General features: G+C 67.9%; 19 protein-coding genes. 13 read left to right on the top strand and 6 right to left on the bottom strand.

Annotation, left to right across the window (positions count from 1 at the left end):
• Window positions 1–48 precede the first annotated feature (48 nt).
• Both ATF69_RS19720 and ATF69_RS19715 read right to left on the bottom strand, forming a co-directional pair.
• On the bottom strand, window positions 49–1,569 hold the full coding sequence (locus tag ATF69_RS19720; RefSeq protein ID WP_244303772.1) for a hypothetical protein: 1,521 nt from the start codon (window positions 1,567–1,569) through the stop codon (window positions 49–51).
• A gap of 2 nt (window positions 1,570–1,571) precedes the next feature.
• Complete coding sequence (locus ATF69_RS19715) at window positions 1,572–2,918, bottom strand: SPFH domain-containing protein (protein WP_146872029.1); 1,347 nt, start codon at window positions 2,916–2,918, stop codon at window positions 1,572–1,574.
• Between the two features lie 228 nt (window positions 2,919–3,146).
• Here ATF69_RS19715 and ATF69_RS19710 point away from each other — a divergent pair, with 228 nt between their 5' ends.
• The 3 genes from ATF69_RS19710 to ATF69_RS19700 all read left to right on the top strand — a co-directional run bounded on the left by ATF69_RS19710 (window position 3,147) and on the right by ATF69_RS19700 (window position 6,536).
• On the top strand, window positions 3,147–3,845 hold the full coding sequence (locus tag ATF69_RS19710) for a response regulator transcription factor (protein ID WP_099731934.1): 699 nt from the start codon (window positions 3,147–3,149) through the stop codon (window positions 3,843–3,845).
• Entirely contained in the window at window positions 3,842–6,016 is a 2,175-nt protein-coding gene (locus tag ATF69_RS19705) for a sensor histidine kinase (protein WP_146872028.1), read from the top strand. Before ATF69_RS19710 ends, ATF69_RS19705 begins: the two co-directional genes overlap by 4 nt.
• A 127-nt stretch (window positions 6,017–6,143) precedes the next feature.
• A complete protein-coding gene (locus ATF69_RS19700) occupies window positions 6,144–6,536 on the top strand; it encodes a hypothetical protein (RefSeq protein ID WP_146872027.1) in 393 nt (130 codons plus the stop codon).
• Between the two features lie 69 nt (window positions 6,537–6,605).
• Here the strand turns inward: ATF69_RS19700 and rpe are convergent, their stop codons facing one another.
• On the bottom strand, window positions 6,606–7,286 hold the full coding sequence (rpe, locus tag ATF69_RS19695) for a ribulose-phosphate 3-epimerase (protein WP_099731931.1): 681 nt from the start codon (window positions 7,284–7,286) through the stop codon (window positions 6,606–6,608).
• An 89-nt stretch (window positions 7,287–7,375) separates the two neighbouring features.
• Here rpe and apaG point away from each other — a divergent pair, with 89 nt between their 5' ends.
• From apaG to ATF69_RS19660, 7 genes are all read left to right on the top strand, one after another.
• Window positions 7,376–7,783, top strand: a complete 408-nt coding sequence (apaG, locus tag ATF69_RS19690; protein WP_146872026.1) for a Co2+/Mg2+ efflux protein ApaG — start codon at window positions 7,376–7,378, stop codon at window positions 7,781–7,783.
• An 88-nt stretch (window positions 7,784–7,871) separates the two neighbouring features.
• The gene (locus tag ATF69_RS19685; protein WP_146872025.1) at window positions 7,872–9,890 is read left to right on the top strand and encodes a site-specific recombinase; all 2,019 of its coding nucleotides are present in this window, start codon (window positions 7,872–7,874) and stop codon (window positions 9,888–9,890) included.
• A 158-nt stretch (window positions 9,891–10,048) separates the two neighbouring features.
• Window positions 10,049–11,311, top strand: a complete 1,263-nt coding sequence (locus ATF69_RS19680) for a cation:proton antiporter (RefSeq protein ID WP_056065273.1) — start codon at window positions 10,049–10,051, stop codon at window positions 11,309–11,311.
• Window positions 11,301–12,428 carry a YbdK family carboxylate-amine ligase gene (locus tag ATF69_RS19675; RefSeq protein WP_146872024.1) on the top strand — a complete coding sequence of 376 codons (1,128 nt, stop codon included), beginning with the start codon at window positions 11,301–11,303 and terminating at the stop codon, window positions 12,426–12,428. The genes ATF69_RS19680 and ATF69_RS19675 overlap by 11 nt, the downstream gene beginning before the upstream one ends.
• A gap of 56 nt (window positions 12,429–12,484) precedes the next feature.
• On the top strand, window positions 12,485–13,459 hold the full coding sequence (gene thiL, locus ATF69_RS19670) for a thiamine-phosphate kinase (protein WP_108498245.1): 975 nt from the start codon (window positions 12,485–12,487) through the stop codon (window positions 13,457–13,459).
• Window positions 13,460–13,579: 120 nt separating this feature from the next.
• On the top strand, window positions 13,580–13,783 hold the full coding sequence (locus ATF69_RS19665; protein ID WP_056065267.1) for a YgaP family membrane protein: 204 nt from the start codon (window positions 13,580–13,582) through the stop codon (window positions 13,781–13,783).
• A 6-nt stretch (window positions 13,784–13,789) separates the two neighbouring features.
• Window positions 13,790–14,341 carry an RNA polymerase sigma factor gene (locus ATF69_RS19660; protein WP_146872023.1) on the top strand — a complete coding sequence of 184 codons (552 nt, stop codon included), beginning with the start codon at window positions 13,790–13,792 and terminating at the stop codon, window positions 14,339–14,341.
• 23 nt (window positions 14,342–14,364) lie between these two features.
• Here ATF69_RS19660 and ATF69_RS19655 read toward each other — a convergent pair whose 3' ends face one another.
• The 3 genes from ATF69_RS19655 to ATF69_RS19645 all read right to left on the bottom strand — a co-directional run bounded on the left by ATF69_RS19655 (window position 14,365) and on the right by ATF69_RS19645 (window position 18,088).
• A complete protein-coding gene (locus ATF69_RS19655) occupies window positions 14,365–15,705 on the bottom strand; it encodes a ferredoxin reductase family protein (protein ID WP_244303771.1) in 1,341 nt (446 codons plus the stop codon).
• Window positions 15,706–15,833: 128 nt separating this feature from the next.
• Window positions 15,834–17,015 carry an Acg family FMN-binding oxidoreductase gene (locus ATF69_RS19650; protein WP_146872022.1) on the bottom strand — a complete coding sequence of 394 codons (1,182 nt, stop codon included), beginning with the start codon at window positions 17,013–17,015 and terminating at the stop codon, window positions 15,834–15,836.
• A gap of 32 nt (window positions 17,016–17,047) precedes the next feature.
• A complete protein-coding gene (locus ATF69_RS19645) occupies window positions 17,048–18,088 on the bottom strand; it encodes an NAD-dependent epimerase/dehydratase family protein (protein WP_146872021.1) in 1,041 nt (346 codons plus the stop codon).
• 142 nt (window positions 18,089–18,230) lie between these two features.
• Here ATF69_RS19645 and ATF69_RS19640 point away from each other — a divergent pair, with 142 nt between their 5' ends.
• From ATF69_RS19640 to ATF69_RS19630, 3 genes are all read left to right on the top strand, one after another.
• Complete coding sequence (locus ATF69_RS19640; protein ID WP_146872020.1) at window positions 18,231–19,115, top strand: LysR family transcriptional regulator; 885 nt, start codon at window positions 18,231–18,233, stop codon at window positions 19,113–19,115.
• A gap of 73 nt (window positions 19,116–19,188) precedes the next feature.
• A complete protein-coding gene (locus ATF69_RS19635) occupies window positions 19,189–20,871 on the top strand; it encodes a DUF4139 domain-containing protein (RefSeq protein WP_146872019.1) in 1,683 nt (560 codons plus the stop codon).
• Between the two features lie 109 nt (window positions 20,872–20,980).
• Window positions 20,981–21,460, top strand: coding sequence for a universal stress protein (locus tag ATF69_RS19630; protein ID WP_146872018.1), 480 nt, complete (start codon window positions 20,981–20,983; stop codon window positions 21,458–21,460).
• Window positions 21,461–21,462 lie beyond the last annotated feature (2 nt).

The following is a 21,462-nucleotide window of genomic DNA, read 5'->3' as shown; positions in this document are numbered from 1 at the left end:
CAAGTTTACGGAACCCGTCGAATCCTCCGCTGGTCTGCCTTGCTTCGTTCACCGCAGACTGAGCGTCTCGCGCTTCCACGCTGGGTCTTGCCAACGCTGGAATAGGGGCAGCGCTGCCACATCGCCCGTCACGCGCTCGGTGGTCAAGCCCTCCAGCCGCACCACCTCAAAACTCTTGCGGTAGCGGCCCTGGCCCCGGGCTTCGCGCGCCACCAGCATCTGCTGGCCGCCGGGCACCCAGCCCGCCAATTCGGCCACACCGGTCTCAGGCGTAGTGGCAGCAGGCGGCAGCACATCGGCCAGCCAGCCGCCTTCCGCCCGGCGCAGCACCCACAGCTCGCGCCAACCTTCCAGGGGCTGCACCGCCAGGGCCACGGCCGTGCCTTCGCGGTTGGTGCTGGCCGATGCAGTCCACACCACGCCGTAGGTGCAGCGGCGCAGCAGCGGGGCTTTGGCGCTGTGCTGTGCGTCCACCAGCAGCACGCAGGTTTCGCCGGGGGCACCGGGTTCGGTCAGCAGTGTGGGGCGGGCGCTGGGGGCAGCCACGGGCGCAGCAGCAGGCACCAGAGCCCAGCGCACGGCGCTCACACGCATGGCAGCGTCGTTGTAGGCATTCTGGTCTTCGTCGGGCAGGTCGGCCTTGCTCACACCGCTGAGTTCGGTCAACGCACGGGCGGCGGCAGCGGCCACCGCAGGGTCGGTCGCGTTCTTGCGCGCCTGCTGAAAGGCGGCGGCACCCCACACGCTGGCGCGGCGCATCTGCACACGGTTGCGCAGGTAGCCGGGCAGGCTGGCCACGTCCACGCGCTCCAGCACCTCGGCCTGCCAGGTGGTGACCTTGGCGCGCTCGTGCGCGGGCAGGTCGGGGTTGATGCATTCGGGGCGGGTCAGCGCCAGGGCGGCGCGGGCGCGCTGCTCGGCATCGGCCACGGGCATGGCCAGCAGGCGGCGAAAGGCCTCGCCCTCGTAGCAAACCTGCATGCGGCCTTCGACCTCGTAGGTGGCAAAACGCACGCCGTAGCCATTGGCCACGTCCAGGTGTGCCGACAACGTAGCGCCCGAGGCCTTGCCCGGCACGGCCACCGATGCGCGGCGGGCCAGCCGGTCGGCAAAGGTGCCCAGGGCATCAAAGGCCTGCGCACCCTCCACACCCGCCAGCGCCTTGGCGGGCGCGGCTTGCAAGTAAGCGGCGGTGAGGCCCATGCCCAGCGCCTCAGCACCCGGAGTGTCCTGCACAAAGCGCATCACGGCCAGCAAGGCGGGGCCTTCGGCCTCGGTCAGCGCCACGCGGCGCACATCGCTGGCGCGGATGAAGCCGCCGCGCTCGCGCTTGTGGTCCCACACCTGCAAATAGTCGAGGCGCTCGCCGCGCACTTCGAGCACTTCGCCCTGCCACAGGCTGGCCTGTTGCTGGGCACCGTCGCGCGGTGCGGCACGCAGGCTGGCCTGGTCTTGCACCACGATGGCGCTGCCCTGGGCGCCGGGCGATGGCTGGGGGGCGGCCTCGGCCGCCACGGTCACTGCAGCGCTGGCAACGGCTACCAGCAAGGTGGCGAAGGTGGCGTTCATGTTCACTGCTCCACGGCTTGGGTGGTGGTGGCCTCATCGGCCACGGCAGCAGCCTGTGTGGCCCCAGCCTGGGCGGCGCGGTTGCCGCCCAGCAGCGCGGCACCGATGAAGTCGCCATTGGTGGGCGGGGGCGCGATGATGACCTGGATCTTGTCCGAGAGCTTGTCGGCCAGCGTCTTCTGGATGAGCAGCGGGTGTTTGGTCACCAGGGCGCCTTCGCGGGCCATTTGCTCGGCATTGACCTTGCCCACGCGATCCATGCGGTAGGCCTCGGCCTCGGCCAGCTTCTGGCGGGCGTCGGCCTCGCCGTTGGCTTCGATGCGGCGGGCCTGGGCACTGCCCTCGGCGGCTTTGACGCGGGCCACGCGCTCGGCTTCGGCCTCCAGCTGGCGCTGTTCGATCTGGCGCTGCTTGAAGGGCAGCACGTGCTTCATGGCCTCTTCCTGGGCCTTGGCGGCGATGACCTGCTCACGCGCGGCGGCTTCGGCGGCCACTTCGCGACGCACCTTGTCGGCGTTGGCGTCCAGCTCGGTTTCCTTCACGCGCTTGTCTTTCAGCTCCAGCGTGTAGCGCATTTTTTCGGACGCCAGCTCTTCGGCCAGTAGGCTGTCCATGCCACGGCGGTATTCGGCGGGCAGGTCCACCTTGCCAATCTGCAGGCTGCGCAGCGTCACGCCATCGGCCGCCAGGCGGGCGCGCAGTTCGGTTTCGATGGTCTGTGCAATTTCGGCGCGCTTGGACGAGAAGATTTCGCGCACCGTGTAGCGGGCAAACACCTTGTAGACCAGGCCCTGCACGGCAGGCTCCACGATGTCGACACCCACGTTGTCGGGCAGGTTGCCGGCCTTGACGGCAGGCGAGTTGGGGTCCAGGGCATAGCGCACGCTCAGGTCCAGCCCCAGCGACAGGCCTTCCACCGACTGCAGCGGCGCGCTGCCCGTGGCCTGGCGCATGGCTTCGGGACGGTAGCTCTGGTCACGCAGCGAGAACAGGCGCACCGTGTGCAGGCCGGGCACCACCCACACGCTGCCATCCCGCCACAGGCTCACCGAGCCGGTGAACTGGTTCAGGCGCACACCCAGGTCGCCTTGCGCCAGGTGTTGCACGGGCGGATTGCGGTACACCATCAGACCCGCTGCGACGACCACGGCGCCAGCGGCCAGCCAGCGCACGGTGCGGGCGGTGGGCAGCAGGTAGGCCCAGTTCAACGGGGCGGCCGACACGGGGCCCGCTGTGGGGGGGATGCCTTGCAGATCAGCGTCCAACACGGGTTCCGTGCCCGCTTCGGGCAAGGGGGTGGAGCGACGGCCCTTCAGGGTCTGCACGATGCGATTCCAGGTGGCTTTCATGGTGTTTCTCTCTCAGGTTGGTTCGATGTTGTTGTCGTTTCTGAGCCGTCGCCGTGGCTGGCTCATTGAGGACCGATTGTTCGGATCCACCCCGGAAGCAACAACGCAGTGCAGCCCCCAATGCGCTCACACCGGACGCACGAACCTTCCGGCCCCGGAAGAAAAACTCACACCGCCCAGAACCGGCCACCGGGATAATCTGCCCACCCTCTACTGCCCGCCCTGCCCATGACCCGCATTGCCGTGATCGAAGACGACCTGCCCACCAGCAACCAATTGGCCGGGTGGATACGCAGCGCCAAGAGCGGCATCGTCATCGACCAGTGGTTCACCCGCGACGAGGCCGAGGCCGCGCTGGCCCGCGAGCACTACGACGCGGTGGTGCTGGACATTGAGTTAGGCCGCGAGCGCCATGCGGGCGTGGCCCTCATCAACGCCATCAACAAGCTGCGCCAGGGCACGCCGGTGCTGGTGGTGTCGGCCATGCCTGCGGCCATCTACCGCAGCATCATGAAGGCGCTGGACGCGTGGGACTACCTGCAGAAAACCACGTTTGAAGAAGCCGATTTCATCGAGACTTTTCTCGACATCCTGCGCACCACGCAGGCACAGGCCCCGGCCAGCGCAGCCCCTGCCCCGGCGGGCGATGCTCTGGTGCTGGACCCGCTGTGGCAGCGCACCCCCACTTGGCGCGGCGAGCGCATCAACCTGCCGCTCACGGCCCAGCGCATTCTGGCCACGCTGCACCAGCGCAGTGGCGAGGTGGTGTCGTATGACGAACTGTTCGAGGTGGTGAAAAGCGGCCGCAACCGTGACAACGTGCGCAAACATGTGAGCACCATCCGCGAGGCGCTGCGCGAAGTGGACCCTGGATTTGAAGGCATTGAGAACGTGCCCATGCGCGGCTTCCGCTGGGTCGGTAAATGAAGCGCCTGCTGCGCCGCCCCGCGCTGGAGATGCCTCGGCTGGGCCTGCCCGCGTTCCGCCTGCGCATTCTGGTGCGCGGGGTGTTCGTGCTGCTGGCCCTGGCCACGGTGGCGCTGAGCGTGGTGGTGCTCAAGGACGAAAAGGAGCGCGCCTGGCAGGCCTACCAGCATGGGTTTGTGCGCAGCCAGGCCGAGGTCATGGCACGGCTGCGCCACCCCTCCGGCCAGTTGGCGCTGCTCAATGCCAGCCACCTCGGCCAGGGCGTGACGCCGCTGGCGCCGCTGCTGCTACCCTATGCGGCCATCGACTTTGACGACCCGCAAAAATCACAGCAAGCCGTGGAGATGGCTGGCTGCTCCGTGCAATACCCCGATGGCGCCTCAGTGTGCGCGGCGATTGGCAACAACCCCTATGCAGGCGGCTTCATCTACCTGGTGGGCAGCTTCTATGCCGGCGAACTGACACCCCGCGAACGCGGCGCCTTGGTGCCCGCCGAGGCACACCGTGCGCGCATCAGCCTCGACATGCGGGGTGCCACCTACCGCTGGATTGCGCCGTATGAGGCCATGCCCCCACAAGGCAGCGCGGCCGTGCGCGGGCGCCTGACGGGGTTTGTGGACAACGGCATGCCGCAGCTCGACGCCCGCGCGCGGCCGGTGCGCGACTTTCGCGGCTGGCTGTGGCAAAACGGCCAGTGCCGCGACCTGCCGCCCCCATCGGCCAGCTCGCCCGCTGGCAAGGCCACCACCACTGACTGCCTGCGCCGCACCCACTACTCCATCCGCCTGCCGGTCGAACTGTTCCGCGAGGCGCTGTTTCGCAAGGACGAGCGTCTGGTCTGGCCGCCGGAAGACCTGGGGCAGATGCGCGTGCGGGTGGAGATGCTGGCGCCGGGCGAGGACACCAAACCGCTGTTCGACAGCGACGCACCCGGCGCGCAGCTGGCCGCATCGCTGGGCGACCTCTCGCGCAGCCTGTTGCCGGGCGAGCGTGTGCGGATTCGCAAGCTGGGCAGTGACGAGGCCAGCGCCATCATCCTCAAGGGCGTCGAAGTGCAGGCCGATCCCTCCGCCCCCTGGCTGCTGCGCCTGATCCGCTGGCTGCCGCTGGAGGCCGCAGGCGTGGGCCCGGCAGCAGCCACGCCCGCCGCCCCCACGGCCCTGGACATTCTGGACACGCCCACCGGCAACTACGTGGTCAACTTCACCGGCCACCTGCGCGGCGTGGAGCAAGGCCTGGCCGCTGTGGCCACGCGCCTGTCGTGGTACCTGGGTGCCATGCTGGGCGCCATTGCGCTGGCCTGGCTGGTGGTCGAGGTGGGCCTGATCCGCCGCGTGACAGCCCTGACCCGCCGCGCCGCCGCCGTGTCGTACAACGTGCAGCCTGGCCACACCGGCCCCCGGCTGGGCGGCCTGGATGTGTCGGACCTGCGCGGCTCGGACGAGCTGGGCATTCTGGCCGGTGGCTTGGCCGACCTGCTGCAGCGCGTGAAGGACGACCTGCAGCGCGAGCAGCTGCGCGCCCAACAAGAGCGCGACATGTGGCACGCCGTAGGGCACGAGATCATGTCGCCCCTGCAGTCGCTGATGGCGCTGAACGGCCCACAAGACCCCGGCCACCGCTATGTGCAGCGCATGCAGCAGGCCATCCATGTGTTGTATGGCACGGCATCGCCCGCCGAAGCGCTGCAGGCCGCCGATGTGCCCGAGGGGCGGCTGGACCTGGATGCCTTTTTGCGCAACGTGGCCGACAACGCCCACTTTGCTGGCATTCTGGATGTGGTGTACGACCTGGGCCCAAGCCACCCTGGCCCGGTCATCGTGCGGGCCGATGAGTTTGCGCTCGAAGACGTGGTGACCCACATCTTGCGCAATGCCGACCGCTATCGCCCCACAGGCAGCCCCATCAGGCTGACGCTCACGGCGTCAGAATCCACCGCCAGCGCTACGCTGCACAACCAGGGCTCCACCATTGCAGACGAACTGCTGGAGCGGATTTTTGAGCTGGGCGTTTCCGACCCCGCCAGCCCCACCCCGCTGGGCGAGGGCGAGCACCGGGGCCAGGGGCTGTTTGTGGCCAAAACCTACATGGCCAAGATGGGCGGCACCATCAATGCGCGCAACACGTCTGATGGCGTGGCCTTCATCCTGACCTTTCAGCGACTGGGCTGACCCAGCCCAAGACGCGAAGCGCGCGCACGGGCAAGGGCGGCTCTGTCCGACAGGGGCACATGGCCCCGGCGCCTACCCTGCAGGCATAGGTTCAGACCATCGTCTGCCATTGCCTCAGGAGCCCTCCATGAAACGCCTTCGCTTTGCCACCTCTGTATTCACTGCGACCTTGCTGCTGGCCTGTGCGGGCGCATCCGCTCAAACGCCGCCGCAGGACGCGCGGACACGCTACGAGCAGGAGCGGGAAAAGTGCATGACCAACAACACCCAGGACAGCCTGGCCACCTGCCTGCGCGAGGCCAACAACGCACTGGACGCTTCCCGCAAGGGCGATCTCAGCAACCCTGGAGCCGCCGCCACCGACAACGCCACCCAGCGTTGTGCAGCTTTCCAGACGGCTGCTGACCAGGCGGATTGCATGCGCCGCGTGCAAAGCAGCCCGGCGAGTGGCTCGGTATCCGGTGGCGGCGTGCTGCGCGAATCGACCACGACCACCATCACCGTGCCTGCGCAACAGTAACCTGACCTCCCATCAGGTGCGGTCCGTCACAAAGGCATTCGCGCCCAATCTTCGCAGCGACCCAGGCGATCAGCCCAAGGCCACACGCATCGCGTCGATCACGCCCCGGTAGTCCGGCTTGCCAAAGATGGCGCTGCCTGCCACAAAGGTGTCAGCGCCCGCGTCAGCCACGCGGCGGATGTTGTCGGTCTTGATGCCGCCATCGACTTCCAGACGAATGTCCTTGCCAGAAGCATCAATGCGCTTGCGCACAGCTTCGATCTTGCGCAGCGCGGAGTCGATAAAGCTCTGGCCGCCAAAGCCGGGGTTCACGCTCATGATGAGGATGAGGTCGATGTCGTCGATCACCCAGTCCAGCACGTCCAGAGGTTCGGCAGGATTGAACACCAGGCCAGGCTTGACGCCTTTTGACCGGATGGCCTGGATGCTGCGGTGCACATGGCCCGAGGCATCGGGGTGGAAGCTGATGTAGTCAGCACCCGCGTCGGCAAAGGCAGCGGCCAAGGCATCCACAGGCTGGATCATCAGGTGCACGTCAATCGGCACGGCCACGCCCGCAGGCGTTTTGGCGTGGGGCTTCAAGGCCTGGCAGACCATGGGGCCAAACGTCAGGTTGGGCACGTAATGGTTGTCCATCACGTCAAAGTGAATCCAGTCGGCGCCAGCGGCAATGACATTGCGCACTTCCTCGCCCAGGCGGGCAAAGTCGGCGGAAAGGATAGAGGGGGCGATTTGGAATGTGCGGCTCATCCCCCGATTGTCGCAAAGCGCAGAACCACTGGGGGTTTTGGCACTTGGGAGTTGCCCACACACGGGGCGGCACGGTTACCATGCGGCCCATGCCAAAGTACCAGTTTGACGTGGAAGTGCTGCCCGAATACCTGCCCGAGCAGTCAGCGCCGGACACCGGGGTGTTCAGCTTTGCCTACACCATCACCATCACCAACGCAGGGGACACGCCCGCCCAGCTGATCTCGCGACACTGGATCATCAGCGACGCGCGCGGCCACACCGAAGAGGTCAAGGGCCTGGGCGTGGTGGGACAGCAGCCACTGCTCAAGCCGGGTGAGTCGTTCCAGTACACCAGCGGCTGTCGCCTGCGCACCTCCAGTGGCACCATGCACGGCACCTTCCATTGCGTGGCCGAAGATGGCGAGCCTTTCAATACCCCGGTGCCCTTGTTCGTGCTGGAGGCGATCAGCCACGGCCCGTCGGGTGAGCCCCTGAGCGGCCGGGTGCTGCATTGAAGAACCATTCCCACAGCCCCCATGCCCACCCCTCCATGGGACCGCTATCCATCGGATGGGCGGCTTTTCCTATGGGGGCCGGCCACCCATGAAAAATTCCGCCGAGCCCAAAGACCTGGCCCACCTGCTGGCGGCGCTGGACCCTGCCGCCGACCTGGCCCATCGCCACCTCTGGCTCATCCACCTGCTGGACTGGGTGCGCGGCAAGCGTGATTCGGTGCCTGCCGCGGTGGGCCGGGTGCAGCTTTTCATCGATGCGGTCGCGGCACGGCCCGATATTCAGCAGCGGCTGCAGGCCTGGTGGGCGACGCTGGTGGACCAGGTAGACATCACCACCTTGCTGGCTGACTTTGGCTTTGCACCCCGCACCGCCCTGGTCAGCGAGATGGCCGAACGCCTGCGCACCAAGCTGCTGCCGGGCAGCCCAGAGACCATCGATGCGTCCGAACTGTTCATGCTGGCCTTGCCCAGTGCGTTCGACGCGCAATGGCTGGCCGCACTGGATGAAGCCACCCTGAACCGCCTGGTGATGTTGCTGGCCCAGGACAACGCCGATGAGCGCGCAGGCGGCGCGACACGCTGGCACCGCGCCTTGCTGGACGCCATCACCTACTGTGCAGGGCAAATCCTCTCGACCGGCTTTGCACCCGAACTGCGGCTGCGCATGAGCGAATCTGCACGGGAGGCACAACCCTTCCACGCCCTCATCCGCGACGTGGAAAGCCTGCGGGTCGAGGTGCTGCACGCACTGCGCACCCCCGACCGGCTGGACGCATCCGCCCAGCGCCTGCGCGAACGCCTGGAGGCCTGCCGCGCGGCGGCTGCCACCGTCTATACGCATTTCGAGGACAACGGCATTTCGGTGGGGCTGGTGTTCCGGCTGCGGCAACTGCGCGAGCGCATCTTGCGCGTGCGCGTGTTGCTCGACTGCCTGCTGTCCGCGCAGCCCGCCGTCACTGCGGCGCAACTCATGGCACAGCTGGTGATGGTGGGACAAGAGCGGCGCAGCCTGCGCGCGCTGCTGGCCTCCAACTCCTCGCTGCTGGCGGCCAAGGTGGCCGAGCGCAGCGCCGAAACGGGCGAGCACTACATCACCCGCACCAGTGCCGAATACCGCTCCATGCTGCGCAAGGCGGCAGGGGGCGGTGCGCTGATGGCCTTCACCACACTGATCAAGTTTGGCCTGTATGCGCTCGCGCTCTCGGCCTTCTGGGGCGGCTTCATGGCGGGCATCAACTATGCCGTGAGCTTCGTGCTGATCCAGTTGCTGCACTTCACGGTGGCCACCAAACAACCTGCCATGACCGCGCCTGCCATGGCGGCCAAGCTCAAGGAGCTGGGCACCGGCGATGCGATCGAGTCGTTCGTGGACGAGATCACGCACTTGGTGCGCTCGCAGGTGGCTGCTGTGCTGGGCAATGTGCTGGTGGTGTTCCCGGCCGTGCTGGCGCTGGCTGCACTGATTGCACTGGCCACGGGCCACCCGGCCATCAGCGAGAAGCAGGCCGAGCATGTGTTCGAGTCCCTGCACCTGCTGGGGCCGTCGCTGTTCTTTGCCGCCTTTACCGGGGTGCTGCTGTTTGCCTCCAGCATCATCGCGGGCTGGACAGAGAACTGGTTTGTGCTGCACCGCATGGACTCGGCCCTGCACTACAACCCGCGCATCACCGGGCTATTGGGAGCCGAGCGCGCCGCGCGCTGGGCGAGGTTCCTGCGCGAGAACCTGTCGGGTTTTGCGGCCAACATCTCGCTGGGTTTCATGCTGGGCCTGGTGCCTGCTTTCGCTGCGTTTTTCGGCTTGGGGCTGGATGTACGGCACGTCACCCTCTCCACCGGGCAGGTGGCGGCCGCCGGCGCCACGCTGGGTCTGCAGGTGCTGCAGTTGCCCGCGTTCTGGTGGGCAGTAGCCTCGCTCCCGTTCCTGGGCGCACTGAATGTGTCGGTGAGCTTTTATCTGGCCTTCAGTCTGGCGCTGCGTGCACAGAACGTGAGCGGCGTGGACCGCTCGCGCATCTATGCCGCCATCCGCGCCCGCCTGCGCACCGCGCCGCTGAGCTTTTTTGTGCCCGAGCGGCGGGGGCCACTGGCGACAACGGCACAGGGCTGAGGCAAAACCGCCGCCTCTGTCCTACAAGGGCGGAGTGTTTCCGCCTGTAAATTCAAGGGCTCAACGCCCCAGCGCACCCCGTCCCATCTGCGGAGGGCCTGTGCGCCGGGGCCTCCACTCCAACGGGCAGCGCCCGTCTGACGCAGAGGTCCGATGACATGAATGAAATCCTGAGCTTTTGGGCGCAGTGGCTGCGCCCCTCGGCCGGGCTGCCCACGGTGCAATGGTCACTGCTGCTGGCGGTAGCCGCCATGGCAGGCTATCTCACCCAACGCCACACCGGCCTGCCCAAGGTGGTGGGCTATTCGCTGGTGGGCACGGCAGCCGGCCTGGCAGGCTTCAGCGGTGCAGTCTGGCCGCTGCAGGGCATTGGCCTGTTCCTGCTGGAGCTGGGCGTGGCCATTGTGCTGTTCGAATGTGGCGGCCGTATCCCGCTGCGCTGGTTCCGCCACAACCCCATGGTGCTGGTGCAGAGCATCGCCGAATCGGTGCTGACCTATTTCGCGGTGTACTGGGTGCTGGTGTGGCTGCAGCTGCCGCCCCAGGCGGCTGGCCCGCTGGCCCTGGTGGCGCTGGCGGCATCTCCTGCAGTGCTGACCCGTGTGGTGGCCGACACCCGTGCCGCCGGCCCGGTGACCGAACGCGCCATTGTGCTCACCACACTCTCCACGCTGTATGCCCTGACCCTGGGCAGCGCCAAGGCAGAACTCATCAACCGCCAGAGTCTCACCGTGCTGGAGGCCGTGTCGCCCGTGGTGGTGGTGCTGGGCGTATCGATCGTGGTGGCCGCCGTGCTGGCCCTGGTGCTGCGCATGGCGCTGCGCTTCATGAGCCCCACCAGCGAAAACACCTCCATGCTGTTCCTGGCCCTGGTGGCTGCAGGCACGGCAGTGGCCGCTCACATGGGGGGCTCGGCACCACTGGCCGCGCTGCTGGGGGGCATGCTGCTCAAGCAGCTCAACCCGCGCCCCTGGGCCTGGCCGCGGCAACTGGGCAATGCATCGTCCCTGCTCACCATGCTGATGTTCGTGCTGGTTTCCACCGTGGCAGCGCAGGCCGACTGGAGCGCGCCCGTGGCCGGTGTGGTGCTGGCCCTGATTGCCGTGCGCCTGCTGGCCAAGGCCACCGGCGTGGCGCTGGGCAATGTGGGCAGCGGCGCCAGCTGGAAGCAGGCGCTGTGGGTGGGCTGCGCGATGACCCCCATGTCCTCCATCGCCCTGCTGATCGCCTCGCAGTTTGTGCTCGCGTCGCCTTCCACCGGCCATGTGATCGCGGGTGTGGCGCTGCCCGCCATCTTGCTGATGGAGGTATTTGGTGCCGTCATTGCCACCGTGGCCATTTACCGTGCGGGCGAAAGCTCCAAACCCTGGGCACCCCTGACCCGCAGCAACAACAACGGAGAGTCCCCCCGTGAGTCTTGAAGCCTTCACCCATTCCGAGCCGCTGACGCTGGGCGTCGAGCTGGAGCTGCAGCTGGTCAACACCAACGACTACGACCTGGCGCCCTACGCCGAGGACATGCTGCGCCTCATGAAGAAAACCCCGCTGCCCGGTAGCGTGGTGCCCGAGATGACGAACAGCATGATCGAAATCTCCACCGGCATCTGCCACTCGGCCAGCGAGGTGCTGGGCCAGCTCACGCCCATCCGCGATGCGCTGGTCAGAAGCGCCGACAAGCTCAACATTGCCGTGGTGGGTGGCGGCACGCACCCGTTCCAGCAGTGGCACGAGCGACGCATCTACGACAAGCCGCGCTTTCGCGAGCTGTCCGAGCTGTACGGCTACCTGTCCAAGCAGTTCACCATCTTCGGACAGCACGTGCACATTGGCTGCCCGGATGCCGATGCGGCGCTGCTAATGCTGCACCGCATGTCGCGCTACATCCCGCACTTCATTGCGCTGTCGGCGTCCAGCCCCTACGTGCAAGGGCAGGACACGGCATTTGACTCGGCCCGGCTCAACTCGGTGTTCGCGTTCCCCTTGTCGGGCCGCGCACCGATGGCACTGACCTGGGACGACTTCACGACCTACTTCAACAAGATGACCCGCACGGGCGTGGTCAAGAGCATGAAGGACTTCTATTGGGACATCCGCCCCAAGCCCGAGTTCGGCACCATCGAGATCCGCGTGTTCGACACGCCGCTCACCATCGAGCGCGCTGCGGCCCTCGCGGGCTACGTGCAGTCGCTGGGCGCGTGGTTCCTGGCCGACCAGCCCTTCATGCCCGAAGAGGACGACTACCTCGTGTACACCTACAACCGCTTCCAGGCCTGCCGGTTTGGCATGGACGCGGTGTATGTGGACCCGGCCACGGGCGACCACATGCCGCTGCGCGAGCACATCCTGCGCACCATGGACAAGATCGCAGGCCACGCGGCCGTACAGGGCGCGTCAAGCGCCATGCACATGCTGCGCACCGAGGTCGAGGCGGGGCAGAACGATGCCCGCTGGCTGCGCCAGCGCCAGAGCGAAGAGCAGCTGCTGGCCGAGGTAAGCCGCCAGGCAGCGCAGCGCTTTCGCGGCGCGGCAGCCGGCTGAGAATCTGGCACGCCCCTCCACCAGCTGCCCGCTCTTATCCCACTCACAATCGGGGCATGGGTGAATTTGACTTGATTGCGCGCTACTTCACGCGCCCCGTTCGCCACGCCGTGCTGGGCGTGGGCGACGACTGTGCCTTGCTGGCACCGCGCCCCGGCATGCAGCTGGCCATCAGCAGCGACATGCTGGTGGAGGGCCGCCACTTCTTTGCCGACGTCGACCCCGAAGCCCTGGGCCACAAGGCGCTGGCCGTGAACCTGTCCGACCTGGCGGCGTGCGGCGCCAAGCCGCTCGCGTTCACGCTGGCCCTGTCACTGCCCCGGGTGGATGAGGCCTGGCTCGCAGGCTTCTCGCGCGGGCTGCTGGCGCTGGCCGATGCCCACGGCTGCGAGCTGGTGGGCGGCGACACCACGCAGGGCCCGCTCAACATCTGCATCACCGTGTTTGGCGAGGTACCCACCGGCCAGGCCCTGCTGCGCAGCCGCGCACAGCCCGGCGACGACATCTATGTGAGTGGCACGCTGGGCGACGCCAGGCTGGCGCTGGAGGCGCTGCTCGGCCACATCGCCCTGCCCGCCGAGGTGCTGGCCCGCGCCCGCCAGCGGCTGGAGCGCCCCACCCCGCGCGTGGCCCTGGGCCTGGCCTTGCGCGGCGTGGCGACCAGCGCCATGGATGTGAGCGACGGGCTGCTGGGCGACCTGTCGCACATCCTCCAAGCCTCGGGGGCAGGGGCCTGTATCGACACCTCAAAAACTATAAATTTGATAGCAGCAAAGGCATATTCGACTAGCGCAACCAGCCCATTGGACCCCGAACTGGTCCACCAATGCACCTTGGCGGGCGGTGACGACTACGAGCTGGCCTTCACCGCCCCGCGCGCGCGGCGTGACGCGGTGGCCGCCTCGGCGCAGGCAAGCGGCACACCCGTCACCCGCATCGGCACCGTGCTGGCTGAGCCAGGCCTGAGGCTGGTGGACGCGCAGGGACAGGCGGTGGAGAACCGTTACGCCTCGTTCGACCATTTCCGGTGACGGATGGTGGCAGGCAAAAATTTTTTGCAACCCATGAATCCTTTTGCGCAACCAGCCGCTCTTGGTAGGGAAGGTGCCCTGTGCCGGCGCCTTCATTTCCCCACCAAGGAGTTTTTCACCATGCTGTACCGCAAGAACATCACCCGCCCCGAAAGCCTGCTGCGCGTTGCAGGGGGCGTCGCCCTCATCGCTGCAGGCCTGTGGTGGATGTCCGCATCGCCCCTGGGCCTGGCATTGGCCGCCTCGGGCGTTGGCAGCATTCTGAGCGGCGCGTTTGGCTACTGCCCCGCCTGTGCCATGGTGGGCCGCAAGCCTGTCGAGTGAACGCCCATGGCCACCACCCACCCAGCCCCCACCGTGGCCCAGCTGCTCCCCGCCGCACGCAGCGGTGACGCGGCGGCCATGGAGCAGCTGCTGCGCCTCACCCGTCCCGACATCCGCCGCTATGCGCTGCGCCACTGCGCCGCCACCACGGCGACGGACGACGTGGTGCAGGAGGCGCTCATCATCGTGTACCGCCGCGTGGGCGCGCTGCGCGAGGTGGCGGCGTTCGGCGGGTGGGTGGTGCGCATCGTGCAGCGGCTGTGCATGCAGCCCATGCTGGCCTGGCTCAAGGGCGAGCCGCTGGCACAGGTGGAAGACAACCTCGCCTGGTCGCACCGCCCCGACCACGAACTGCGCCATGACTTGGCCCTGGCCATCGACTCGCTGCCGCCCCTGTACCGCGAGGCCCTGCTGATGCGCGACTTCGAGGAGTTGACCATCGAGGAGATGGCGCAGCGGCTGGGTGTGACGCGCGAGGCGGCCAAAAGCCGCCTGCACCGCGGGCGGGCCCTGGTACAGGAGTACCTGGCACCCACGGACCGCACCGGCACCACGTAGCGCTGTAGCGCGGAGAACCCGCCTCAGCGCATCTGGAACAGCTCCTGGTGAAAGCGCGCAGGCGAGCGCCCCAACTGCTCCATGCCCTGGCGCACCGCCTCGGCAAAACCCTGCGGTCCGCAGAACCACACACTCGCCGCCGGGCTGGTGCCTGCGAGCAACGCTGCGGGTGTCACGGGCCCGGTGTCGTTGCTGTAGTGGATCTCCAGCGTCACGCTGGGCAAGCGGGCACACAGTGCAGCCATGCGCTCGGCAAACACCGCCTCGCCCGCATGGCGCACACAGTAGTGCAGGTGCACCCGGGGCGCCAGCGCGGGCGTGGACTGCATCGACTCCAGCCAGGCCATGAACGGCGTGGCGCCAATGCCTGCGGCCACCCACACCTGCTCGGTGGCGCTGTCGCTGCGAAAGTCAAAGCAGCCATACGGCCCCTCGATGCTCACCGTCTGGCCCGGCTGCACCTGCAGGGGCAATTGCCCCGTGTGATCGCCCAGCGCCTTGATGGCAAACCGCAGCACGCCATCGCCCTGGTCGGCGTTGAGCAGGGTGAAGGGGTGCGCCCCTTCGGCACGGCCAAAGGTGACAAACGCAAACTGACCGGCCGCATGCTTCCAGCCACTGGCGGGGCTGACCTGGCAGGTCACTTCCAGCACCCCAGCCCCTTGGGGCGACACGCTCACAACACGGGCCGCATGGCGGCGGCGGCGCCCGATGGCCCCGGCCAGCGAGCGCACGGCGCACAGCACCCCCACCAGCGTGCACAGGCCCACCAGCACACCCGCAGGCTGCTGCCACCAGGCAGGCGGCGTGAGCACCACGGCATGGAAGGCCAGCACCAGGTACACCACGGCCAGCAGCTTGTGCAGGTAGCGCCACACGTGGTACGGGAACCGCTGCCACAGCGTGATGACCAACATGGCCGCGAGGAACCACACGGCCCATTCCCCCATCTCCTCGGCCAGGTGGCGGAAGGTGTTGAGCCACCAATCCGCGCGCGGCGTGCGCACCGGGCGGCCTACCCAGTCAGCCAGCAGGCTGCGCGACAGCTGCAGCCCGTAGTGCAGCAACGCCAGCACAATCGCGCCGATACCCGCCCACTTGTGCAGGCGGTAGCTCTTGTCCAGGCCACCGAGCGGCTTTTCCAGCCACGCGGGCCGCACGGCCAGCACCATGATCAGCGACATCAGCGCCCAGGCTGCCACCCCGGTGAGCAGGATCAGCTGGTTACGCCACCACCAGACATCGCCCCACGCGGGCGGTGCAGGCTGGGGCACGATCAAAGCCAACATCCACACGCCGATGGCCACCGCCAGAGTGCCCCCAAAAACCTTCTTCCACATCACCAGCCCCACTAATTGTTGCAATGCAGCAACTGTAGAAACCCGCGATGAACGCCACCTGAACAGTGTGTGAAGCAGCGGCAAAGCGCGCCAGCTTGTGGCCGGAGGTTGATCTGCATCAGCCCTTTGCGCAGGTGCTGCCCTCCTCGGAATCAAGCCTGCACAAAACGCGCAAGCGGCCTGCGCGGCGTGGCAGGCACCTCGCCCTGCGGGTAACCAATGCGGCAGAACATCTGCACGGTGGGCTCCTGGGGCGTGCGCGGCGCTGGACGCCCCAGCACCAGCTGGTGCACGCGCTCGAAGTGCGGGGCCATTTCGGCAAACTCCTGCACCGCCTGGCTCATGGGGTGCATGCCCACACCCAGCGCCGTGGCCTGCAACTGTTGGCGCACATACAGGCGCCCGGTACGGATCTGGTCGCTGCGGGTGTTGGGACCGGTGATCCACACAAAACCCATGGCCGTGCGGCTATGGCCCTCAAAACGCCCCATGGCGCTTTTGTAGGCGGCGCTGCCTTCGGCCGGGGGCTGGGTGCGGTCGAACATGCCCAGAGCGTCCACGGCACGCACAAAGGGCGAGTTGATCGAGATGCCGTCGCGGTGCTGCAGGATTTCGCCTGGCCCCACGCGGGTGAGCTGGATGCTTTCCATCATCGTGCGCGGCGTGAGCAGCTCTACCCGGGCGGACTCCCAGCACAGCGTGCGCAGCGCAGGCAACTGGTCGGCGCTGACGGTACCGCCAACGCTGAGCGGGGCTTGAGCCGGGGCGCTGCCCAGCAACCGGGCCAGCAACTCGGGCGCCACGGGGCGGGTGGTGTCGAAATCGGTCTTGGGCGTGTGGCGCAGCAGCACCTGGGCAAACAGCGGGTCGGGCTGGCCACCGGGTTTCAAGGTGATGCGCGCCACGGGACGGTCGTCCCAGTCCTTCAGGGCCGCAGGCATCTCGCCCTGCGGCCACAGCAACACCTCGCTGGCCACGCCTTGCTGAGCCAGCGCCATCACCAGCAGCTCCAGAAAGGCGCCGTGGCCGATCAGGATCTGGCGCCCCCACGGATCCGTCTGTGGCAGCACCCGCGCAGGGTCGGTGCGCAGGGTGATGACACCGCTCTCGCGCAAGTCCACCAGCCAGGGCTGCAGGTTGTGCGAATTGGGCGCGGTGATGGCGTAGGCCACCGCCCGGCGGCGCACATCGGTCTCGCCCACGGGGCCCTGCCAGGCCTCGACCGCCTCGGCGGGATAGTGCGAGCCCACGGCGCCGCAGGCGACCAGCGTGCCGGTGGTGGCGGCGGCGATGGTGCCACCCCCTGCCAAACGAATGAAGTTGCGACGGTTCATGAGAAGACTCCGGTGGTTCAAAGGTGGTGCCGTCAGGCCAGCGCAGCGCGGGTCGAACGCAAGGCTACGAGCCCCAAATCTGCCAGCGCCTGGCGCACGGCCTGATCGAAGGGGGTGTGGGGCTCGTCGCCGATGAGCGCGCGCAGGCGGGTGTTGTCCAGACGGTGGGGCGTGCGCCACAGATAGCGCATGTCCGCCAGCGCAGCGAACGTGGGGGCCACCAGCCCCATCACGCGCAGCAGCGGCCACGGCAACTGGCCCACCCGCAGCGCGCCCGCATCGGGCAACCAGCCCTGCTCTGCTGCAATGGCCGTGAAGCTGTGCAGCCACTGCTGCGCGGTAACGTGGTGCCCAGCGAAATGCAGGCACTCGAAGGCGGCCAGCCGGTCACGCTCTTGCGCCACACGCACGAAGGTGCGGGCCAGGTCGGGCAGGTAGGCCCAGGGCGTGGCCACGTCCAGCGGGCCGGGCCAGGTGATGCGGCCCCGGGGCAGGTCCTTGGCAATGGCCTGGTCGATCCAGCTGCCCGTGCCGCTGCCAAAAAAATCCCCGGCGCGCAACACCACAGCACGTATCTCGCCCTGTCGCGTGGCGGCCTGCAGTCGCTGCTCCAGCTGCACCCGCATGCGGCCCTTGAAACCGGTGGCGGCCTGGGATGTGTCTTCGCGCAGTACGGGCGGCATGGCTTCGCCAAAGTTGTAGACGTTGCCCGGCAGCATCAGCCTGGCGCGCAGTTGGCGGGTGACGGCTATGGCCGCCTCCATCAGCATCGGTGCCTGCTCGCGCCAGGCCTTGTGGGTGTAGGCAGGGTTGAGCGCATGCACCACCACCTGCGCGCCCTGTGCCTGGGCCGCCAGCGCGGCAGTGTCTTCCACTGCCACCGGCATCCACCACACGCCAGGAATGGCGGGCAATGCAGCGCTCTGCGCACTGGGGCGCACCTGGGCCAGCACCTGCCAGCCAGCCTGCGCAAAGGCGCGGGTGGCCGCCAGTCCCAGCCGCCCCCGGGCGCCCAGGATCAACACGGTGGAGGGATTGTCCGTGGAGTGTGGAAAACGGGTGTGGGTGATCATCTGAGGGCTCCATTCACAAGGGATGGAGCGATTGTGAAAACGCCAGTACCGTTACACAATTGGCTAAGTATTCATATCAGCAATGCAAATATGAATACCTCTAACCACCCTCCTGCCGCCCCATTGCGGGCACGCTATTGCCATGAACCAGACCTTTGACTGGAGCCTCGTGCAGTCCTTCCTGGCCGCACTAGACCAGGGTAGCCTGCTCGGCGCCGCCCGTGCGCTCAACGCCAGCCAGCCCACCATCGGCCGCCACATTGCCGAGCTGGAATCGCAGCTGGGCGTGGTGCTGTTTGAGCGCACCGGGCGCGGCCTGCTGCCGACGGCCACGGCGCTGCGGCTGGCCGAATCGGCCCGCGCCATGGAGATGGGTGCCCACCAGCTGGCACGCAGCGTGTCGAGCGCGGAGGAAGGCGTGAGCGGCACCGTGCGCATCACCGCCAGTCAGCCCGTGGCCTGCGTGCTGTTGCCGCCCGTGCTGGCGCGCATGCGCCAGGCGCTGCCCGAGGTGCAGGTGGAGCTGGTGGCCAGCAACCAGGTCACCAACCTGCTGCGCCGCGAGGCCGACATTGCGCTGCGCATGGTGCGCCCCGACCAGGCCAGCCTGGTGGCCAAGCGCATCGGCGCGGTGACGCTGGGCGCCTATGCCCACCGCGACTACCTGCGCCGCAAGGGCACACCCCGCCAACCGCCCGACCTGCTGCAGCACGAGCTGGTGGGCAACGACCGGCACGAAGACATCCAGCAAGGCTTTGCCGCGATGGGCTACCCGGTGGAGCGCGGGCACTTCGCGTTCCGCACCGACGACCTCATGGCCTACTGGGAGGCTGTGCGGGCGGGGCTGGGCATTGGCTTTGTGGGCAACTACCTGGCCCGCACCGACCCGAATGTGGTGGCGGTTTTACCCACGCTGCCACTGCCCGAACTGCCCATCTGGCTCACCGTGCACCGCGAGATCCGCACCAGCCGCAAGATTCGGGCGGTTTATGACTTTCTGGCGGCGGAGGTGCCAGGGGTGCTATGACTATGAGTCAGTGCGGCACGCCGCCCGGCTGCTAGCATCCCAATTCCTTTGTCATTTGCGCCCAAGGAGCCCCATGCGCCCCGTGAGCCCCTCGTTTCCCGCCCTCCGTCTTCAGACGCGTCCAGCACTGCTGGCACTGGGTCTGGCCGTCCTGGCCCCGCTGCACGTTGCTGCCCAGACCCAGGACACCTCCCGCATCGCCCGTGTCACCGTCTACCCCGGCAGCGCCACGGTAGAGCGCGTGGCCAAGGTGGCCGCTGGCGCACGCAGCCTCACGCTGGCCTGCCTGCCCGCGTCGCTGGATGTGCAAAGCCTGCAGATCAACGCCGACCCCGCCGTGCGCGTGGGCGAGTTCAATGTGCTCACCGAAGACCGCGACGTGGCGGCAGGCTGCGCCAGTCCGCTGGACGGCCGCATCCGCGAGCTGGAGGACCAGATCGCGGGGGTGAAGGCCGAGGCCTCGGCCCTGCAGCTGGTGGACGGCTATCTGCGCAGCGTGGCGCAAACCGGCGCGGGCCCGGAGTCGGCAGCGCCTGCCACTTCCGCCCCCCGTGCTGCCACACCGACGCCCGCACAGATCACCGCCACTGCCGAGGTCCTGCGCAAATCCGGGCAGGACAGCTTTGCACGCGCGCACCAGCTCCAGCGCAAGCAGGAGGCACTGGAGCTGTCCCTCAAGCCGCTCGTGGCAGAGCGCGACCGCGTGGCCAGCCAGCGTGCGCGGGTGGTGTCAGTCACCATCAACCTGGCTACCGAGCGCGAGGCTGAGCTGCGCCTGTCCTACCAGGTGCGCGGCCCCGGCTGGCAGCCCGGTTACCGCGCCACGCTGGATGCGAACAAATCCACGGTGCTGATCGAACGCCAGGCGCTGGTGGCCCAGAACAGCGGCGAAGACTGGGGCAATGTGCAGCTGACCCTGTCCACCGGCCAGCCGGGCCGCGCCACACAAGGGCAACTGCCCCGCCCCTGGTGGCTGAACGTGGCACCGCCCCCGCAGGCCTCGCCCGCGCCGGCCATGGCGATGGCGCCTGCGCCCGCACCGGCCATTGCGTCCCTGTCCCGGTCCCGCAATGCCGCCGAGGAAGCCATGCCCACGTTTGACGTGAGCGCCCTCGACAAGGGGTTTGCCACCGAGTTCGCCGTGCCCCAGCGCATCACCGTGCCCTCCAGCGGCCAGCGCGTGACGCTGGCGCTGGGCAATCACAGCGCCCCCGCCACGCTGGTCACGCGCACGGCACCGGCCATGGAAGAAGCCGCCTACCTGGTTGCCCACATTGCCCAGCCGCCCGGCGTGTGGCCGGCAGGCGCAGCAGGCCTGTACCGCGATGGCGCCTTTGTGGGCAACGGCCGCATCGACTTTGGCGCGCCCAGTGCGGGCGCCCCAGCCGGCAGCACCGGCCTGTCGTTTGGCCGCGATGAACTGGTCACCGTACGGGCGGAGCCCGTGCAGGATCTGACGGGGAGCAGCGGGTTTACCGGCTCGCGCGTGGAGCGCAAGACGCGCCGGACCTACAGCGTGGAGAACCGCCACAAGACGGCCATCACGCTGCAGGTGCTGCATGCCGCACCGGTCTCGCGCAACGAAAAGATCGAGGTCGAATCACGCTACCAGCCCCAGCCGGCGGACACGGCCTGGAACCGCACGCCCGGCACTGTATCCTGGCAGCAATCCGTGGCGACGGGGGGCACTGCTCAGTTCAGCGCCGAGCACACCATCCGCTACCCGAAAGACGTGGAGCTGATCGAACGCCAGTGACCTTGGCGACACGGTGACTGGCCCTCCAAAGACCCGCGCAACAGCGTGTCGGTCACAATCCGCCCCAGCGATCACATTGGTGCCACCATGCCCCCAGGAGCCCGCCGCCATGAGTTACCAACACCTCCTTGTTGCCGTTGACGGCAGCCCCACCGCTGACCACGCTGTGAACGAAGCCACGGGCCTGGCCAAGGCAACGGGTGGACGCATTCGCCTGCTGAACGTGATGGACCCTTTGGCCCACATCAGCGGTTTTGAGCGGCCCGAGGTTTACAGCCAGGAGGTGCTGCCCCGCCTGCGCCAGGCGGGCGAGGCCTTGCTGCGCCGCGCCCAAGAGCGCGTGGCGCAAAGCGGTGTGCCGGTGGACACCGTGCTGGTCGAAAACTTGGATGCCCGGGTGGCTGACCTGGTGGTGGAACACGCGCGGGCCTGGGGCGCCGACCTGATCGTGCTGGGCACCCACGGGCGCCGTGGCCTGGCCCGCGTGCTGATGGGCAGTGATGCCGAGCAGATTGCCCGCACCGCCCCCGTGCCCGTACTGCTGGTGCGCCTGCCTGCCGGGGCAGACGGCGGCGCCGCCAGCGCCTGATC

It is taken from the genome of Acidovorax delafieldii (genome assembly GCF_007993815.1).
Taxonomy (GTDB): domain Bacteria; phylum Pseudomonadota; class Gammaproteobacteria; order Burkholderiales; family Burkholderiaceae_C; genus Acidovorax; species Acidovorax delafieldii.
This window is presented reverse-complemented; position numbering and strand designations above follow the sequence as displayed.

Coding starts and splice junctions, on each gene's coding strand:
- ATF69_RS19720 (WP_244303772.1), bottom strand. CDS start 1,569: ATGAACGCCACCTTCGCCACCTTGCTGGTAGCCGTTGCCAGCGCTGCA.
- ATF69_RS19715 (WP_146872029.1), bottom strand. CDS start 2,918: ATGAAAGCCACCTGGAATCGCATCGTGCAGACCCTGAAGGGCCGTCGC.
- ATF69_RS19710 (WP_099731934.1), top strand. CDS start 3,147: ATGACCCGCATTGCCGTGATCGAAGACGACCTGCCCACCAGCAACCAA.
- ATF69_RS19705 (WP_146872028.1), top strand. CDS start 3,842: ATGAAGCGCCTGCTGCGCCGCCCCGCGCTGGAGATGCCTCGGCTGGGC.
- ATF69_RS19700 (WP_146872027.1), top strand. CDS start 6,144: ATGAAACGCCTTCGCTTTGCCACCTCTGTATTCACTGCGACCTTGCTG.
- rpe (WP_099731931.1), bottom strand. CDS start 7,286: ATGAGCCGCACATTCCAAATCGCCCCCTCTATCCTTTCCGCCGACTTT.
- apaG (WP_146872026.1), top strand. CDS start 7,376: ATGCCAAAGTACCAGTTTGACGTGGAAGTGCTGCCCGAATACCTGCCC.
- ATF69_RS19685 (WP_146872025.1), top strand. CDS start 7,872: ATGAAAAATTCCGCCGAGCCCAAAGACCTGGCCCACCTGCTGGCGGCG.
- ATF69_RS19680 (WP_056065273.1), top strand. CDS start 10,049: ATGAATGAAATCCTGAGCTTTTGGGCGCAGTGGCTGCGCCCCTCGGCC.
- thiL (WP_108498245.1), top strand. CDS start 12,485: ATGGGTGAATTTGACTTGATTGCGCGCTACTTCACGCGCCCCGTTCGC.
- ATF69_RS19665 (WP_056065267.1), top strand. CDS start 13,580: ATGCTGTACCGCAAGAACATCACCCGCCCCGAAAGCCTGCTGCGCGTT.
- ATF69_RS19660 (WP_146872023.1), top strand. CDS start 13,790: ATGGCCACCACCCACCCAGCCCCCACCGTGGCCCAGCTGCTCCCCGCC.
- ATF69_RS19650 (WP_146872022.1), bottom strand. CDS start 17,015: ATGAACCGTCGCAACTTCATTCGTTTGGCAGGGGGTGGCACCATCGCC.
- ATF69_RS19645 (WP_146872021.1), bottom strand. CDS start 18,088: ATGATCACCCACACCCGTTTTCCACACTCCACGGACAATCCCTCCACC.
- ATF69_RS19640 (WP_146872020.1), top strand. CDS start 18,231: ATGAACCAGACCTTTGACTGGAGCCTCGTGCAGTCCTTCCTGGCCGCA.
- ATF69_RS19635 (WP_146872019.1), top strand. CDS start 19,189: ATGCGCCCCGTGAGCCCCTCGTTTCCCGCCCTCCGTCTTCAGACGCGT.
- ATF69_RS19630 (WP_146872018.1), top strand. CDS start 20,981: ATGAGTTACCAACACCTCCTTGTTGCCGTTGACGGCAGCCCCACCGCT.